This window comes from Belliella kenyensis (assembly GCF_022549675.1).
Classification (GTDB): Bacteria; Bacteroidota; Bacteroidia; order Cytophagales; family Cyclobacteriaceae; genus Belliella; species Belliella kenyensis.
This window is the reverse complement of the sequence record NZ_JAKZGR010000012.1, coordinates 140,461-156,063: the sequence shown is the minus strand read 5'-3', so window position 1 is coordinate 156,063 and position 15,603 is coordinate 140,461. Positions and strand designations below refer to the sequence as shown.

12 protein-coding genes are annotated in these 15,603 nt (G+C 39.9%); 6 read left to right on the top strand and 6 right to left on the bottom strand.

Annotation, left to right across the window (positions count from 1 at the left end):
• Window positions 1-228: 228 nt before the first annotated feature.
• Both map and rlmN read right to left on the bottom strand, forming a co-directional pair.
• Window positions 229-993 (bottom strand): type I methionyl aminopeptidase, encoded by a 765-nt coding sequence (gene map / locus MM214_RS13725; protein ID WP_241296202.1) that lies wholly within the window; start codon window positions 991-993, stop codon window positions 229-231.
• A gap of 64 nt (window positions 994-1,057) precedes the next feature.
• Window positions 1,058-2,119: a 23S rRNA (adenine(2503)-C(2))-methyltransferase RlmN gene (gene rlmN, locus MM214_RS13720; protein WP_241296201.1), complete on the bottom strand. Its 1,062-nt coding sequence runs from the start codon at window positions 2,117-2,119 to the stop codon at window positions 1,058-1,060.
• Between the two features lie 365 nt (window positions 2,120-2,484).
• Here rlmN and MM214_RS13715 point away from each other — a divergent pair, with 365 nt between their 5' ends.
• On the top strand, window positions 2,485-7,605 hold the full coding sequence (locus tag MM214_RS13715) for a glycosyl hydrolase (RefSeq protein WP_241296200.1): 5,121 nt from the start codon (window positions 2,485-2,487) through the stop codon (window positions 7,603-7,605).
• A gap of 119 nt (window positions 7,606-7,724) precedes the next feature.
• A complete protein-coding gene (locus MM214_RS13710; protein ID WP_241296199.1) occupies window positions 7,725-8,840 on the top strand; it encodes an App1 family protein in 1,116 nt (371 codons plus the stop codon).
• An 8-nt stretch (window positions 8,841-8,848) separates the two neighbouring features.
• On the opposite strand, the gene MM214_RS13705 is transcribed toward MM214_RS13710, so the two are convergent.
• From MM214_RS13705 to ubiE, 3 genes are read right to left on the bottom strand one after another with little or no spacing between them, the layout of a single operon-like run.
• On the bottom strand, window positions 8,849-9,889 hold the full coding sequence (locus MM214_RS13705; RefSeq protein WP_241296198.1) for a cyanophycinase: 1,041 nt from the start codon (window positions 9,887-9,889) through the stop codon (window positions 8,849-8,851).
• Between the two features lie 46 nt (window positions 9,890-9,935).
• Window positions 9,936-10,724, bottom strand: a complete 789-nt coding sequence (gene porT, locus MM214_RS13700) for a type IX secretion/gliding motility protein PorT/SprT (protein ID WP_241296197.1) — start codon at window positions 10,722-10,724, stop codon at window positions 9,936-9,938.
• Window positions 10,673-11,395, bottom strand: a complete 723-nt coding sequence (gene ubiE / locus MM214_RS13695; protein WP_241296196.1) for a bifunctional demethylmenaquinone methyltransferase/2-methoxy-6-polyprenyl-1,4-benzoquinol methylase UbiE — start codon at window positions 11,393-11,395, stop codon at window positions 10,673-10,675. The genes porT and ubiE overlap by 52 nt, the downstream gene beginning before the upstream one ends.
• A 180-nt stretch (window positions 11,396-11,575) precedes the next feature.
• Between ubiE and yihA the strand changes: the two genes are divergently transcribed.
• From yihA to MM214_RS13680, 3 genes are all read left to right on the top strand, one after another.
• Window positions 11,576-12,184: a ribosome biogenesis GTP-binding protein YihA/YsxC gene (gene yihA / locus MM214_RS13690; RefSeq protein ID WP_241296227.1), complete on the top strand. Its 609-nt coding sequence runs from the start codon at window positions 11,576-11,578 to the stop codon at window positions 12,182-12,184.
• Between the two features lie 166 nt (window positions 12,185-12,350).
• Window positions 12,351-12,791: a DUF5606 family protein gene (locus tag MM214_RS13685; protein ID WP_241296195.1), complete on the top strand. Its 441-nt coding sequence runs from the start codon at window positions 12,351-12,353 to the stop codon at window positions 12,789-12,791.
• A gap of 129 nt (window positions 12,792-12,920) precedes the next feature.
• The gene (locus tag MM214_RS13680) at window positions 12,921-13,223 is read left to right on the top strand and encodes a hypothetical protein (protein ID WP_241296194.1); all 303 of its coding nucleotides are present in this window, start codon (window positions 12,921-12,923) and stop codon (window positions 13,221-13,223) included.
• Between the two features lie 2 nt (window positions 13,224-13,225).
• Here MM214_RS13680 and fbp read toward each other — a convergent pair whose 3' ends face one another.
• Window positions 13,226-14,266 carry a class 1 fructose-bisphosphatase gene (gene fbp / locus MM214_RS13675; protein ID WP_241296193.1) on the bottom strand — a complete coding sequence of 347 codons (1,041 nt, stop codon included), beginning with the start codon at window positions 14,264-14,266 and terminating at the stop codon, window positions 13,226-13,228.
• 57 nt (window positions 14,267-14,323) lie between these two features.
• Between fbp and MM214_RS13670 the strand changes: the two genes are divergently transcribed.
• Window positions 14,324-15,598 (top strand): aspartate kinase, encoded by a 1,275-nt coding sequence (locus tag MM214_RS13670; RefSeq protein WP_241296192.1) that lies wholly within the window; start codon window positions 14,324-14,326, stop codon window positions 15,596-15,598.
• Window positions 15,599-15,603 lie beyond the last annotated feature (5 nt).

Genomic DNA, 15,603 nt, shown 5'->3' with positions numbered 1-15,603 from the left:
TATGGATATACGGAACTTTGCCAATAACATTACAAAATCCCGATTTATCTGACTTCCGATATTAATTGATATTGGATACTTATGGATATTGACCATTAACAACCGATTGAGCCAATGGATTGAAGTTGCTGGCAAAAAAGCGTATAATCAGAATTAATAATTTCACAAATAAGCCTTGTCTTCCCTAAAACAACATCTTTTGGGAAGGCCAGTATTAAAAGTTAAAGGCTATTGCCAAATCTCATTTTTCTCGGTGAGAATGATAGGTTTAGAATCAGTAATCACGATGGTGTGTTCATGCTGCGCCATATGACCACCTCTGTTGCCCACCATTGTCCAGCCATCATTTGTAGTTACTGCTAGGGTAGATTGGGTAGCTATAAAAGTTTCAATTGCCACAACGGTATTTTTCCTAAATCTTCTTTGATCGTATTTATTTCTATAGTTGAGTAACTCATCTGGTTGCTCATGCAGGCTTCTTCCTATACCATGTCCTCCCAAGTTCCTGATGACTTTATAGCCATATTTCTTAGCTTCAGTTTCCATCAGGTGACCAATATCAGAAATCCTGACACCTCCTTTGATACGATCCAAAGCTTGTTTTAGGATGTCTTTAGAAGCATCTATGAGAGGCTGATGCTTGAATTTGTCAACACCAAGTACAAATGAAGCACCGTTGTCTGACCAATAGCCTTCAAGTTCAGCGGATACATCAATATTGATCAACTCTCCCTCACCCAAGATTTTGTTAGAAGATGGCAATCCATGGCAAAATTCATTATTTATACTAATACATGTCCATCCAGGGAAGTTATAAGTCTGTCGTGGTGCCGACTTAGCCCCAAAATCTCTCAAAATGTTGCCACCAAAGTCGTCTAACTCTTTTGTAGACATCCCAGGCTTGGCATATTGCTTCATTTCTTTGAGTGTGTAAGCAACTACATCACTTACCTTTTGCATGGCAATGAGGTCAGAATCAGTATTTATAGACATGGTTATTTTTTTTGATTGGCATCAGTGTTTTTGAGTAAGTTAAAACACGCTTAAAAACTAATTTCTATCCTTCCAATTCCCCAACTTCATTTTTATTGGCCAATTGACCACAGGCAGCATCGATATCCTGACCTCTTGATTTTCTGACTTTGGCAATGATCCCTTGTCCCTCAAGTATCCTGATATACATGTCCACAGCCTCTTGGGAAGCTTGTCTAAACTCCCCTTCATCTATGGGATTGTACTGTATGATATTGACTTTCGAAGGAATGACCTTACAGAATTTTGCCAAAGCCTTGGCATGAGCTTCATCATCATTGATCCCATCCCAAATCACATATTCATAGGTCACTTTACGTTTGGTCTTCTGGTACCAATAGCGTAATGAGTCTGCCAAGTCTTCTAGCGGATTTACCTCATTGATAGGCATTAGCATGGTTCTGGTCTCGTTGATAGCCGAATGAAGAGAAATGGCCAAGTTGAATTTCACCTCATCATCCGCCATTTTCTTGATCATCTTTGGGATACCCACTGTGGAGAGTGTGATTCTGCGGGGAGCCATACCAAGTCCAGTTGGAGAGGTGATTTTGTCAATCGCCGAGATGACATTGTTATAGTTCAGCAAAGGCTCTCCCATTCCCATGAAAACAATATTGGTCAGAGGTCTATTAAAATAAGTTTCAGCTTCATCTTTGATAGCGACCACTTGATCATAGATTTCATCAGGATTCAAGTTTCGCATCCTTTTCAATCTTGCTGTAGCACAAAAATTACAATCTAGGCTACACCCAACTTGGGAAGAAACGCAGGCAGTAATTCTCTTTGAAGTTGGGATTAAAACAGACTCTACAATTTTGCTATCATAAAGTTTCACTGCATTTTTGATCGTGCCATCCGAAGAATGCTGCATCAAGTCAACTAAGATGTGGTTGATAGAAAAGTTATTTTTCAACATTTCTCTCGTTTCTTTTGAAATGTTGCTCATGTCATCAAAGTTTTTCAAAGACTTATTCCAAAGCCAGTCATAGACTTGCTTGGCACGGAATTTCTTATCACCATTTGATACAAAGAATTCCTCCAAATCTTGAAGACTCAATTTCCGTATGTCTTTTTTGCTTTGCTCCATCCTACAAAGGTAAGAAAAGCTAAGGGAGGAAGTGATTTACTTACCAAGAAAAATAGTGTGGATAATTCGCTGTGATATCCAGAAATCCTTGGTGTCGTAGCACGAAATGAGCAAACGAAAAAAATGTACAGTTGTTTTTTGTTGTCTTTTAATTTTTTGTAATCCATTTTCGAAACTTTTCTAATCGGGTATAAAAAAGCCGTCATGAGCGTAGTCAGCATACTTTTCGAAGTAAAGCATAAATATCCTGTAGTAATTTAATTTCATGCCTGTAGTACTTATGATGTATTGAAATGTATCTGTAAATCAATAAGTTTTGGCTAAAATCGTAAAATCAATTTTCAATACTCCCAACTCAATAAGTTATGTTACGAATAAAAAACAGTATGTTTTTTGGACTCGTATTTTCTCTTTTGGTTATCGTAACACTGGATACAAAAGGCCAGTTTGTACCGGTAGGTAATGGTGGATATACAGAAACCTTCCCTGGAACAGATGCAGCAGGCAGAAATGGATTTCCTCCAGGACAACCACAATTAAGTGGAAATGTAGTAGGCAAGCCAGTGCCTACCAATGACTGGTGGTCCTTGCTCTTGCAAAGTGATCATGTGAGTAATTTGTTCAATTACCCCATGGCTATGAAGACCATACCTGCAGGATTGGTTGTGAGCTATATACCCTGGGGGGTTTTTGATGATCAAGAACCAATTGTAGTAGGACTTTCTGGGCTGAGTGCCTCTAGAGCGACTGTTGCAGATTATACAGATTGGACGGTAACTTTTGATTGGACGAGTGGTGCTAGAAATTTACAAGTAACCTCAGGTATAGCCATGCCTTTTTTATATTTCAAAAAAAGTACAGATGATCTACTTCAAATTACTGTCAATCTAGGAAATGTATCAATTCAGAATGAGCTTTTGATCATTGAGAATGCTAGGAATGGAGCAGATTTTGTCTTTTATGCACCAACTGGAAGTACTTGGATACAAAATGGTAAAGTATATTCCTCTACTTTAAATGGTAAAGATTACTGGTCAATGGCGATGCTGCCCTTGACGACTACTAATGTCTCTCAGACAGCCGAACTTTATAAAGAGTACGCTTATGTTTTTCCAAAAAACACTTTGACAAAATGGAGTTTTGATGAGAATACCTCCAAAGTTAGAACGGACTTTACCATTGAAGCAGATGTCAAAGAAGGAACGGCTAATGCGCCGCTAATTGGGCTTTTACCTCATCAATGGGCGAATTTATCTTCTGACTCCCCAAGACCTGATTTGTTAAGTTACAGTTCTGTCAGAGGGGAGATTAAAACCATGGCAGCGACATCCTTCAGCGTAGAGAATACTTACTTAGGGATCTTACCAACCCTTCCTTATCAGGCAAACTACAGTGAAGGTTTTAGCATTGCTGAGTTGGATTCCAAGGTAAAGCGATTGGAAAATGACGGGTTGAGTACTTGGACAGATTCATACAATGAGGGTCAGGTGATGAACCGCTTGATTCAAACCGCCCGAATCGCTCACGAAATGGGAAACTTTGAGTCAAGAGATAAGATGCTTGCGACAATTAAAGAGCGACTGGAGGACTGGCTGACTGCAAAACCAGGGCAGGTAGCTTTTCTTTTTTACTACAACAAAACTTGGTCAGCAATGCTAGGATATCCTGCTGGACATGGCCAAGATTCGAATTTGAATGACCATCACTTTCATTGGGGTTATTTTATCCATGCGGCGGCATTCTTGGAGCAGTTTGAGCCAGGATGGGCCGAAGGCTGGGGAGAAATGGTGAACTTGCTCGTAAGAGATGCGGCATCTCCTGATAGGGATGATGACATGTTTCCTTTTTTGAGAAATTTTAGCCCATATGCTGGTCACTGTTGGGCAAATGGATTTGCAAGTTTTCCACAAGGAAATGACCAAGAGTCTACCTCTGAGAGTATGCAATTTAATTCAGCCTTGATTCACTGGGGTACTATCACTGGCAATAAAGAAATTCGTGATTTGGGCATTTATTTATATACCACTGAGCAGACTGCGATAGAAGAGTATTGGTTTGACATGTATGAGCGCAATTTTGGTCCAAATCAACAATATAGTCTAGTATCTCGAGTTTGGGGGAACTCCTATGACAACGGTACTTTTTGGACGGACGATATAGCGGCTTCATATGGGATTGAGTTGTATCCTATACATGGAGGCTCCCTTTATCTAGGGCATCATCAAGATTACGCTACCAAACTATGGAGGGAAATTGAGCAAAATACAGGAATTCTTCGCAATGAAGCCAATGTCAATCTTTGGCATGATGTAAAGTGGCAGTATTTGGCATTCACAGATCCTCAGAAAGCCATCGATCTATATGACAGCTATCCTGAAAGAGAATTGAAATTTGGGGTTTCTGATGCGCAGACTTATTATTGGCTACATGTCATGAATGCCATGGGTATAGTGGATGTATCTGTGACGGCTGATTATCCCACGGCTTCCGTTTTTATCAACGATGGTAAGAGAACTTATGTGGCCAATAATTACGAAAAAACAGCCATCACGGTAACTTTTTCAGATGGATTTGAACTTGAAGTACCTGCTCGTACCATGGTGTCGAGTAATGACGTAGACATAGAAAGTGAATTGACCAGCAGTTTTACGCAGGCTTATGTCAATGGAAGTGTTGATTTGAGTTTGATAATTACCAAAGGTGAGCCTACAAAGGTGGAGTTTTTCCGAGGTTCCGAAATGATAGGAGAAATGACCGAAGGACCTTTTGATTTCAAGGCTATGAGCTTGCCTTTGGGAGTTCATGATTTCTATGCTAAAGTGTTTGAGGGGGAAAAATTGGCTGTATCCAATATCGTCACCGTGACTGTAGGTGAACAAGTCCCCTATATGGGTACACCTTGGGCGATTCCTGGCACAATCGAGGCAGCACATTATGATGTGTTTGAAGGCGGGCGTGGGCAAGGGATTACGTATTCTGATGTATCCATGTCCAATGAAGGAGATTTCAGAAAAGAAGAAGGTGTGGATGCCATTGTGGTAGCAGGAGAGGGGGCTACTGTAGGATGGATAGTAAGTGGAGAATGGTTAGAATACACAGTAAATGTAGAAAAAGCAGGATTGTATAGCATGGAGTTCAGGTATGCTTCGGGGAATTCCAGTGGAGGGGGACCATTCTGGCTAGAAATGAACGGAAAGAAAATCACAGATGACATCCGAGTGGAAAGCACGCAAGATTGGGATGCGTGGAGTTCACAAAAAGTGGAAAATATTCCATTGATAGGTGGAGAAAATATCCTTCGACTTGCTTTTGGTAATGGTGAGATGAATATAGGACGTATGACATTTAGTTTCGAAGGAGAATCACCGTTCAGTCAGCCTACTGCCGATGCAGGAAGTAATATTGTAGTGATACTTCCGGCTCAAAGCACCTTGCTGACTGGAACTGGAACCGATCCAGAGGGAGGTAATCTTGTATACCATTGGCTACAGGTCTATGGTCCAAATAGAGCCACTATAGCAGACCCTACAGCAGCAGTGACGATGATAGAGGATTTGGTAGAAGGGATTTACAATTTCGAATTGACAGTAAGCAATGGGGAATATCAAGCAAAGAAGCAGCTACTCGTAATAGTAAGTAGCGATGGTATAATAGCTCCCATTGTAGCTATCAATACCCCATCGAATAACCAAACTTTTCTAGGAGGAAGACCAATTCAAATCAGCGCAATAGCTAAGGATTTGGATGGAAGTATAGAAGAGGTGGAATTTTATGCGGGAGATGAGGCTATTGGAAAGGCCACACAGGAGCCTTGGTCAATCTCATGGACAGGTGAAGTAGGTTCCTATGTTTTATCAGCCACTGCAAAGGACAATGATGGCAATACTGCGAGCTCTTCACCAGTGAATGTACGCTTCACCGAAGCACCTTCTTGTAGTGGTATTGCAGAGAATGGAGATTTTAGGTTTGAGTTTTCTGATGATTTGAACAACCCTACCATTACTTTCATTCCAAATGTACCAGGTATGGGGGATCAGACATTGATTCTGTATTATGGCACACAGGCCAATGGGAACTTCCCAGGGTATGGTGTACGTCCGAATCAGCCTTTTCGATTGAATGCGCCTGAAGGTACTACTGTTTGGTTTTATTATACCTATTCGCATCCTACACAAGGTGAAAAAAACACAGCAGGACAGCGGATATCCTATGTAGTAGGTACTTGTCAAGGTACAGGTGAAGGTGGTGGAGGTGAAGATCCAACTGGGCCAGGCATAGATTTTCCTATCACATTTGAAGAAAACCTCATGTGGCCTACACTGATCACAAATTTTGACGGGGGAGATTTGACCGTGATAGACAATCCGCATCAGGATGGAAACACAAGTGCTAAAGTGGCAAGAATGGTCAAAGGCGCTGGTCAGCTTTGGGGTGGCTCGTTCCTTACCAAAGCTACACCAATCGATTTCTCCAAGGGGACCGACTTCAAAGTCTCTGTAAGAGCACCTCGTGCTGGCACCAAGATGTTGTTGAAGTTTGAGAATGAATTTGATGGGGGGCAATTCTATGAGCAGGAATTGCTGATTCCAGAGGCAAACAAATGGGTGGAACTTACCTTCGATATGAGTGGCAGGAATCCATCTTTAGTATTCAAAAAAATAGTCTTGATCTTCGAGTTGGGGACTGTAGGTGATGGTAGCTCAAGCTTCACATGGTATGTTGACAACATTCGTCAAGGAGATCAAGGTGAAAATCCTGGAGTTGAAAAGATGAATCAAGTCATCACATTTGAGCCAATCATTACACAGATTATTGGGGATGTTCCTTTTGACTTGTATGCCAGAGCTGATTCAGACTTGCCTGTCTCTTTCCAAGCAGATTCTGATCATATCAGCATTGCAGGAAATACAGTTACCATAATAAAAGCTGGTAGAGCCACTGTTTTGGCCCTGCAAGAAGGAAATGAAAGTTATCATCCAGCCCTTCCTGTTAGTCAGAGCTTTTGTATCAATCCTGCTAAACCAACCATCAGCCTAGATGGGCTTGGCTCGGGCATGGTTACTTTGACATCTAGTGCTGCTGTAGGTAATCAATGGTACCTCAATGGACAAATTATAGCTGGAGCCACAAATCAGTCCTATGAAGCTTCAGTGGATGGTGTCTTTTCTGTAGCTACTCGTGTAGATGATTGTATGAGTGCGATTTCAGACCCAATTACTTTGATAGTGAATAGTTTGGATAGAGAGGTTACGGCACCTATCACATTCTATCCAAATCCTTCTGAGAACCATTTCTTTATCAAAGGAGTCCTGGAGCCCATACGATCACTAGAACTTTCAGACATGGTAGGGAGGATACATACAATGAGTGCAGAGGACATGGAAGGTTTGTTGAAAATTGATATCTCACACTTACCAGCTGGAGTTTACATGCTGAGAATGATCCATGGAAATACACAGACAATACATAAAATTCTAAAAAAATAATAGCGTGCTTTTTATTTTGCAAACCCGTGGCCTGAAAAGGCTACGGGTTTTTTCAAATTTGATTTATTGTGGCTTTGGCAAGAAATGTGTAGTATAGTGAAGGCAATATCACTCAAATTATGAAAAAAATACTACTCTCCTCACTGTATGCTGTTAAAAGGAAGCTATCTGCGGTCAAAGTTTGGTTTGGATTAAGGCTTGGATTAATAAAAACTATCCAAATTTTACCCTATAAAGGCTTTGGTAATACACATGAAATATACTTTTTGGGTAGGGTGCAGCGTGATAGAGGGATTGGTTTTTCTACAATTTCAGACAGCAGGTGGAGGAATTTTGTCAAAATGTATAAGCGCTTTGCTACTTGGGAGCTTCCAGGCTTGCGTGTGAAGGCGAAATTTCAAGGTGTGGAGCAAATAGTAACTACTGATGATGAAGGATACTTTGAGGTTCGGTTGAGAAACGAAGATGGATGGCAATTGGCTAATTATTGGAATCAAGTTGAATTGGTGTTGTTAGACAATCCTCTAAGAGATGCTGAATTGGTAAAAGCGCACAATCCAGTTTTTATACCTTATAAAGATTGTGATTTTGGGGTGATTTCTGATATAGATGACACCATAGTGCCCACAGGAGCTACCAGGGTGTTTGAGATGTTGAAGACCACTTTTTTTGGAAATGCGCACACGAGATTGCCTTTTGAAGCTGTTTCAGAGTTTTATCAAGCCCTGCATAGAGGCTCAGATGATATAGATTCAAATCCATTTTTCTATGTTTCTAGTTCACCATGGAATCTATATGACTTCTTGACTGAATTTTTGGAGACTCACCAGATACCCAAGGGGCCTTTGATGCTAAGGGATTTGGGATTGTCTAGAGAGCAGTTGTTTGCAGGGAGCCATTGGGAGCACAAGCTCCTTCAGGTTGAAATGATTTTTGAAATTGAAAGTAACCTGTCTTTTATTTTGATTGGAGATTCTGGTCAGCACGATGCAGAGATTTACCTTCAGGTCATCAAGGACTATCCTGGAAGGGTGAAGATGGTTTACATCCGACATATCAATGCGCGTGATGAAGAAAAAATGCTAAAAATTCAAACGCAAATGAAGCATTTAGGAGTTGAAATGATGCTTATCAAAGATACTTTGGAGGCAGCGCAAGATGCTTTACAAAAAGGCTGGATACAGGAATCTGGCATCAAAGATATTTTGATAGAGCAACAGAAGCATGGTGAATAAAAGCCACATTATAATGCTCTTGAGCCAAATGACCCATTGTCAGCATACCAATAATGCGTCCAAGGTAACTCCCAATCCTTGATGCTGGTGGATGAGAATTCGGAAGTTTTTGCTGATCGGAATACGCTCACAGCTGAATTATCTCTATTCCAAGTAAGAGGTGTATTTGGTGTTATCAATTCTGGTCCATTTTCACTACTTTTCAAAAAATATGCATCATGCTCTCCCACGATTTGCCATTTACCGGATTTATCTATCAGTACTGCCGTCCTTTCATCCACTCCGATTGCTGTAGGTCTGATCTCATAGCGATCAAAGATGTTTGCTAAAAATGAGAGTAGTCTACCTTCTCTATTTCTTTGTGCAAAGTGCTGGTCTGTAACGGTGTTTTTCAGTAAGGGGTGATTGATAAGGGAAGACCTTCTCACAGTCAGCCTGTCATCAAAAGGATTGGAAAGTGCCTCGCTGCTCACGATGCTTCCATTTTCGCCTGTGTACACAAATTCTCCCATGATCGCACATCCTGCACTTGTACCACCTATGGGTACTTTTTTTTCGTGAATTAAGTATTGGAGTGTTTCTTCGACTTTAGTCCCTTCCCAGTGTCTAAGGTAATTTGATTGATCTCCCCCAGCTATAAAAACGGCTTCGGCATTTCTCAAAGTTGCTATGACCCTGTCATCATTTGCTGCTACTGACGAATTGATCCTTAAAGTTTCTACCGAGTTGGTATTTGAAAGCCCATAAATGTATTCATTGTATGCTGCTGCTCCAGTCACTCTTATGACCACTATATCACCTTTGCCAGCCTTTTCTATCATCCACCGCATGGCTGCATCTACATCTGTACTTCCACCCATCAAGACTACTGCTGCTTCAGTGGTAGTTTGAATATCCTCTGCGTTGCCCACTCTCCCAAGAGAATAGGGGTTTCTTTCTTGTACAGAAGGAGTTATAGGTGTGGGTTGATCTTCTTGACCACCGCAAGAAAGCAAAATTGATAAAAATAGAACTAAAGTTAGGGGTGGCTTTTTAGTGGAAAAATTCATTTGATTTCGGTTTTAGCAGCGATTGGATTCTTGAAAATAGGTGCTTTTACTGAAAGTTCAAGTATAATGTAATGCTTTTTCTACGCAAAGATTCAATGGCAGAGCTGTAAGTTGGATCTGTAGCTTCAGGTCTGTACATGTTCAGTAGTCCATGGGAAAACCTCACCTCAGGAGAAAATTTAAAAAACTTAAAATACATGTCAAAACCAATTCCTAAATCTACGGTAAAGTCCCTGCCCAGTGTGCCGATGTCTTCTACATCTGCTTCTTCTTGATCTTTTGTTCTAAACATAAACGATCCTCCAGCTGTAAAAAACATCCTTGAGTTGTTGAATCTCTGTGCCTTATACTTGAAAAGTATAGGAATTTCTACCATCGTCGATTCATTGATAACAGTGCTTGTGGTGTACAGACTTGATTCTTCTTGGGTATAGGGGTCCGGGTCAGGTACGAAGCTGTTGATGTCTGTACGGTATTCATAGAAACCTACTTTGGGTGTTATCAGAAAATTCACTTGATCATGAAGTCTAAATACCACCAAGAAACCCAACGAAAAGCCTGGAGAGTAATAGGGCATAATGCTCTGAACGCTTCGCTCATTTACATTGAAAAGTTGTTCAGCAAAGCTTTCTGAATATTTTAATCTCCAGTAGTTGGTATGTCCTCCAAGGAAAAATCCGTAGGATACTAGCTTTTCATCTTGACCAGCCTTACTGATTTCATTGAATCGTGCTTGACCCATAGCAAAACCACTACTGAGCAAAAATAAAAAAAACAAAGAGATTACTTTTCTCCTATATAAATTGAGCTGATTCCAAATGTCAATGGTTTGCATTTTGTGTTTTTAAAGCCGACTTTATTCAAAACTTTGAGAAAATCATCTCCATCAGGGAATGCCTGTACAGATTCAGGAAGATAAGTATACGCCGAATTGTCCTTAGAAACAAGTTTGCCGATCTGAGGAAGGATATATTTAAAGTAAAAATTATATCCTTGCTTCATAGGGAATCTTTTTGGTTTTGAGAATTCCACAATTACTGTTTTTGCTCCAGGTTTCAATACCCGATACATATCTGCTAGACCTTTTTCGAGATTTTCAAAGTTTCTAACTCCAAAAGAAACGATAACAGCATCAAACTTATTATCCTCAAACAAAAGCTTCTCTGAATCTCCCATTTGTAAATCGATGAGATGGTCAAGCTTTCGCTTTTTCATTTTCTTTTTCCCTTCCTCAAGCATACCAGCTGAGATATCCACACCGATGATCTTGTCAGGATTAAGTGCCAAGGCCTCTATAGCAAAATCACCTGTGCCAGTAGCTATGTCTAATATTAGCTTTGGCTGATCTGCCTTAAGCATTTTGATAGCTTTTTTTCTCCAAGTGATGTCTATCCCCAGGCTCAAGAAATGATTTAGAAAGTCATATTTCTTGCTGATATTGTTGAACATCTCCGCAACCTGCTCTTTCTTGCCTGATTCTTTTTCTTTGTATGGTACTACTGACATGTATGCTGTATCTAATGAGTTTGCAATATTACTAAGTAAACATGAGCAATGGAAAAATGTTGGAGAATAATACCAAACCATACCACTCCATAGGCTCATAAACTCGCTTAAAAAGATGAAGTATCTCTCGGTAGGTCACTTTATTGATGAGAAAGCCTTAACTTTGTGAAAAAAAACACCATGATCAAAAAAGCTACTTTCTTAATCAGCAACACTGACCATACCAAGTGTCCGTCTCCTGACAAGCCAGAATTTGCTTTCATCGGAAGATCCAATGTAGGCAAAAGCTCATTGATCAATATGCTTGCAAACAATAAGAACCTTGCTAAAACTTCTGGGAGACCGGGGAAAACACAGTTGATCAATCATTTTTTGGTAGATGAAAAATGGTATATGGTCGATCTTCCTGGATATGGTTTTGCCAAAGTAAGTAAATCCATAAAGGCAGATTGGGAAGGTATGATTCAATCTTACTTGAGCAATAGGGAAAATCTTGTTGCGCTTTTTGTACTCATTGATAGCCGTCTAGAGCCTCAAAAGATTGATTTAGAATTCATCACTTGGTGTGGCGAGAACGGCATTCCCATAGTGTTGGTTTTCACCAAAGCCGATAAACAATCCTGGCCTAAGACGCAGTCTAGCATAGCCAAATTCATCAAGGCATCCAAAGCGATTTTTGAAGAAGCTCCGTTGTATTTTGTCACTTCTGCTGAAAACGCAAAGGGTAAAGAAGAACTTACAGGGTTTATAGAAACACAAGTAGAAGAATTTTATCAGGAAAGATCCTAAGTATTGGGCTTTTGGATCGAAACTATATATTTGCAAACTCAATTGTGAAATGCCCAAGTGAAAGGACACTAGCTGATACTTGAGGAAGAATTTAAAAATAAATTACTTGAGATACTTGGGACCCTCAGTTGGTTCTGTGACTTGAGAGAAAACAAATAATTATAATATGAAATTTAATGAAATAGCTACAGTATCTGGGAAGCCAGGACTTTATAAAATTCTTAAACCAACTAGGAGTGGAGTGATTTTGGAATCTATGGATGAGAAGAAAGGCAAACTTGTCGTAGGTGCAAACCAACGCGTGTCAGTTCTCAGCGAGATTTCTATGTACACCATGACAGAAGAAGGAGCTTCACCACTTGAGGAGATTTTGATAAAAATCGAGTCAGAGTTTGGAGGTGACTTGGGCTTAGACAGTACAGCTGATGCAGATGAACTAAAGGCGTTTTTGAAACATGTTTTGCCTGATTATGATGAAGATAAGGTCTATCCATCAGATATAAAAAAGCTTGTAAGCTGGTATAAGATCATCAGAAAGCACGCTCCAGAAGTTCTTGAAGAAGGCAATAACGATGTCGAGGAGGAAGAAGAAAAATCAGAAGATTAAAAACATAAAACTCGCAGTTCAAACCTGCGAGTTTTTTTGTAATACAAACTTCCTCTGATGAAATTAGTGGTTTTTACAAATGTATGACTCGTGATTATGTACAATCCTACGGGTTTTGGGCTTTGAGATATGGGTAATGATCTGATTATAAATGCTTCCAAGTTGATAGGGAAAGATTTTGGCTTGGAATTGAAAGAGGATATTGGTAATGAACAATCCTTATTGGAATGGCTCAGACCTCATATTCGATTTTTGCTGGATAAGGATTTTGGTCGTTTGTTGCAGATCTGTTATAGAATAGATATAGGAGAAAACCTCCTCAAAAGCATTCTTCATGAATCCATGCCCGAACGAGTGGCAGAAGACTTGTGCCTAGCAATCATCGAAAGACAAAAACTCAAAATTGAGCTTAGAAGGAGGTTCTCTTCTTGATTTTAGTGATTTTCTTGAACGGATGATTTTTTTGAAATGAAGCTTAGTGCTTCATCTACCATACTCTTAGAACCGATATAGAGAGGAGTTCTTTGGTGTAATGAGGTGGGTTGAATGTCCAAAATTCTCTGTATCCCATCAGTAGCATCAGCGCCAGCCTGTTCTGCAATGAAAGCTAAGGCATTTGCTTCGTAAAGCAGTCTGAGCTTTCCTTTTGGGTTCTTTTTGGTTTCTGGATAGATGTATATTCCTCCTTTCAACAAGTTTCTATGAAAATCAGCCACCAAGCTACCAATGTATCTAGCACTATAGTTTTTAGACTTGCAGTAAGTGATATAGTCACTTAATCCTTGGCTAAATGTATTGGAAACGCCTTCATTGATACTGTAAATGTTTCCACTAAGTGGTGCTTTCATATCAGGGTGAGAAAGGAAGAATTCTCCTAGGGATTGCTCATAGGTGAAGCCATTGACGCCGCATCCAGTAGTGTACACGAGCATAGTGGATGAGCCATAGAGGACATATCCAGCAGCGACTTGCTGATTGCCAGGCTGCATGATGTCTTCTAGCTGTATGGGACTACCCACTGGCGTGACTCTTCTGTAGATAGAGAAGATAGTTCCTATGGAAATATTCACATCAATATTTGATGAGCCATCTAGGGGATCGATAGCCACTACGTATTTGCCGGAGCTGTTTTGTAAATCAATCACTTCATCATCTTCTTCAGATACTATGGCACAGACCTCTCCGCCTTTGGTAAGCGCTCTGGTAAATCGAATGTTAGCGATCACATCTAGTTTTTGCTGCTCTTCGCCCTGTACATTGGTGTGACCAAAGGCTCCGCCAATGTTAGCTAATCCTGCACGATTGGTTTCTCTATTCACTATCTTTGCTGCAAGTGCAATGTCTCTTAGCAATTGAGATAATTCACCTGAGGCAAATGGAAAATCATCTTGTTTCTTCTTGATAAACCGGTCTAAGGTTACTCCCACTGAGTAGGCAAGGGAGGTGTCATTTGGAATGTAGGGTTTTATTTTCATGTCTTGGAAAAGTACAAGTATTGTTGATTGATTCCTTGAAATTACAAATAAATTCTGATGTCAAAAGCAATTGTTTTCAAATTTGGTGGTGCTTCTGTAAAAGATGCTGATTCTATTAAAAACCTTTTCAATATTTTATTCAAACGATTGCGAAATCCAATGGTTTTGGTGGTCTCAGCAATAGGGAAGACTACAAACGCCCTCGAAGAAATCCTGCAAGCCAAATTTAACAACGATGCTTATTCTTTGAAATGTTCTATTTTGAGATCGCATCATATGACCATCTGTGAATCTCTCTTTCCAAGAGATCATGATGTGTTTCTGCGTCTAGATTCTCTGTTTGACTCCCTAGAAGGGCAACTCAAGAATGAGCTCAGCAGTCTGAACTACGATGAGTACTACGATCAAGTGATTGTATATGGAGAGCTGGCCTCATCACTAATCCTGCAAGCATATATTGAGTACAGACAAGTATCTTCCATATGGATTGATGCGAGGAAGGTAATCAAAACTAACTCAGATTTTAGATTTGCGAAGGTGTCTTGGAATCATACTCAGGATAAAGTAAATGAAGTGCTATTGCCATGGATCCAAGAGAAACTTGTGGTGACACAGGGGTTTATTGGAAGTGATGAGTCGGGTAAAAGTACTACATTAGGCAGAGAGGGTTCTGATTTCAGCGCAGCCATAATCGCTTCCTGTTTAGATGCTGATTCTGTGACAATTTGGAAAGATGTCGCGGGAGTTTTGAATGCGGATCCAAAGAAGTTCAAAAATACCCGGAAGTTTGAAGAGCTAGATTATCATGAAGCAGCTGAGTTGACGTACTATGGTGCTTCTGTTATTCATCCAAAGACTATAAAACCTCTAGCCAACAAGCATATCCCACTTTATGTAAAGTCTTTTGTCAAGCCTGAAGCTTCAGGGACAAAAATTCATAAAGTCAATGAGCCTAATACCGTCCCGTGTATTGTCATGAAAGAAAATCAAGTATTGGTTACTTTCAAAGTGACTGATTTTACATTTATCAATGAATCTCATATTCACTCAGTTTACGAAAAGCTGGAATTTTTGAAGTTGAAAGTTAATCTTTTGCAAGTTTCTGGAATTAGTATCTCGATAGTGATAGATGATGATATTTTCAAATTGGATAGGCTTTTGGATAGCTTAAGTGATCGATTTCAAATCAAGTACAACAAAAATCTTTTTCTTATCACAATCAAAAATCCTAATCAAAAGATGATAAAACGTATGGTCCGAGACAAGGTAGTGATGCTAGAGCAAATCACTCGATATAGCTTTCAAGTGGCATATAAGCTATCGACAAACTAATAAAA

Coding starts and splice junctions, on each gene's coding strand:
- MM214_RS13680 (WP_241296194.1), top strand. CDS start 12,921: ATGGGTAATGATCTGATTATAAATGCTTCCAAGTTGATAGGGAAAGAT.
- rlmN (WP_241296201.1), bottom strand. CDS start 2,119: ATGGAGCAAAGCAAAAAAGACATACGGAAATTGAGTCTTCAAGATTTG.
- MM214_RS13705 (WP_241296198.1), bottom strand. CDS start 9,889: ATGAATTTTTCCACTAAAAAGCCACCCCTAACTTTAGTTCTATTTTTA.
- fbp (WP_241296193.1), bottom strand. CDS start 14,266: ATGAAAATAAAACCCTACATTCCAAATGACACCTCCCTTGCCTACTCA.
- yihA (WP_241296227.1), top strand. CDS start 11,576: ATGATCAAAAAAGCTACTTTCTTAATCAGCAACACTGACCATACCAAG.
- porT (WP_241296197.1), bottom strand. CDS start 10,724: ATGCAAACCATTGACATTTGGAATCAGCTCAATTTATATAGGAGAAAA.
- MM214_RS13685 (WP_241296195.1), top strand. CDS start 12,351: ATGAAATTTAATGAAATAGCTACAGTATCTGGGAAGCCAGGACTTTAT.
- map (WP_241296202.1), bottom strand. CDS start 993: ATGTCTATAAATACTGATTCTGACCTCATTGCCATGCAAAAGGTAAGT.
- MM214_RS13710 (WP_241296199.1), top strand. CDS start 7,725: ATGAAAAAAATACTACTCTCCTCACTGTATGCTGTTAAAAGGAAGCTA.
- MM214_RS13715 (WP_241296200.1), top strand. CDS start 2,485: ATGTTACGAATAAAAAACAGTATGTTTTTTGGACTCGTATTTTCTCTT.
- ubiE (WP_241296196.1), bottom strand. CDS start 11,395: ATGTCAGTAGTACCATACAAAGAAAAAGAATCAGGCAAGAAAGAGCAG.
- MM214_RS13670 (WP_241296192.1), top strand. CDS start 14,324: ATGTCAAAAGCAATTGTTTTCAAATTTGGTGGTGCTTCTGTAAAAGAT.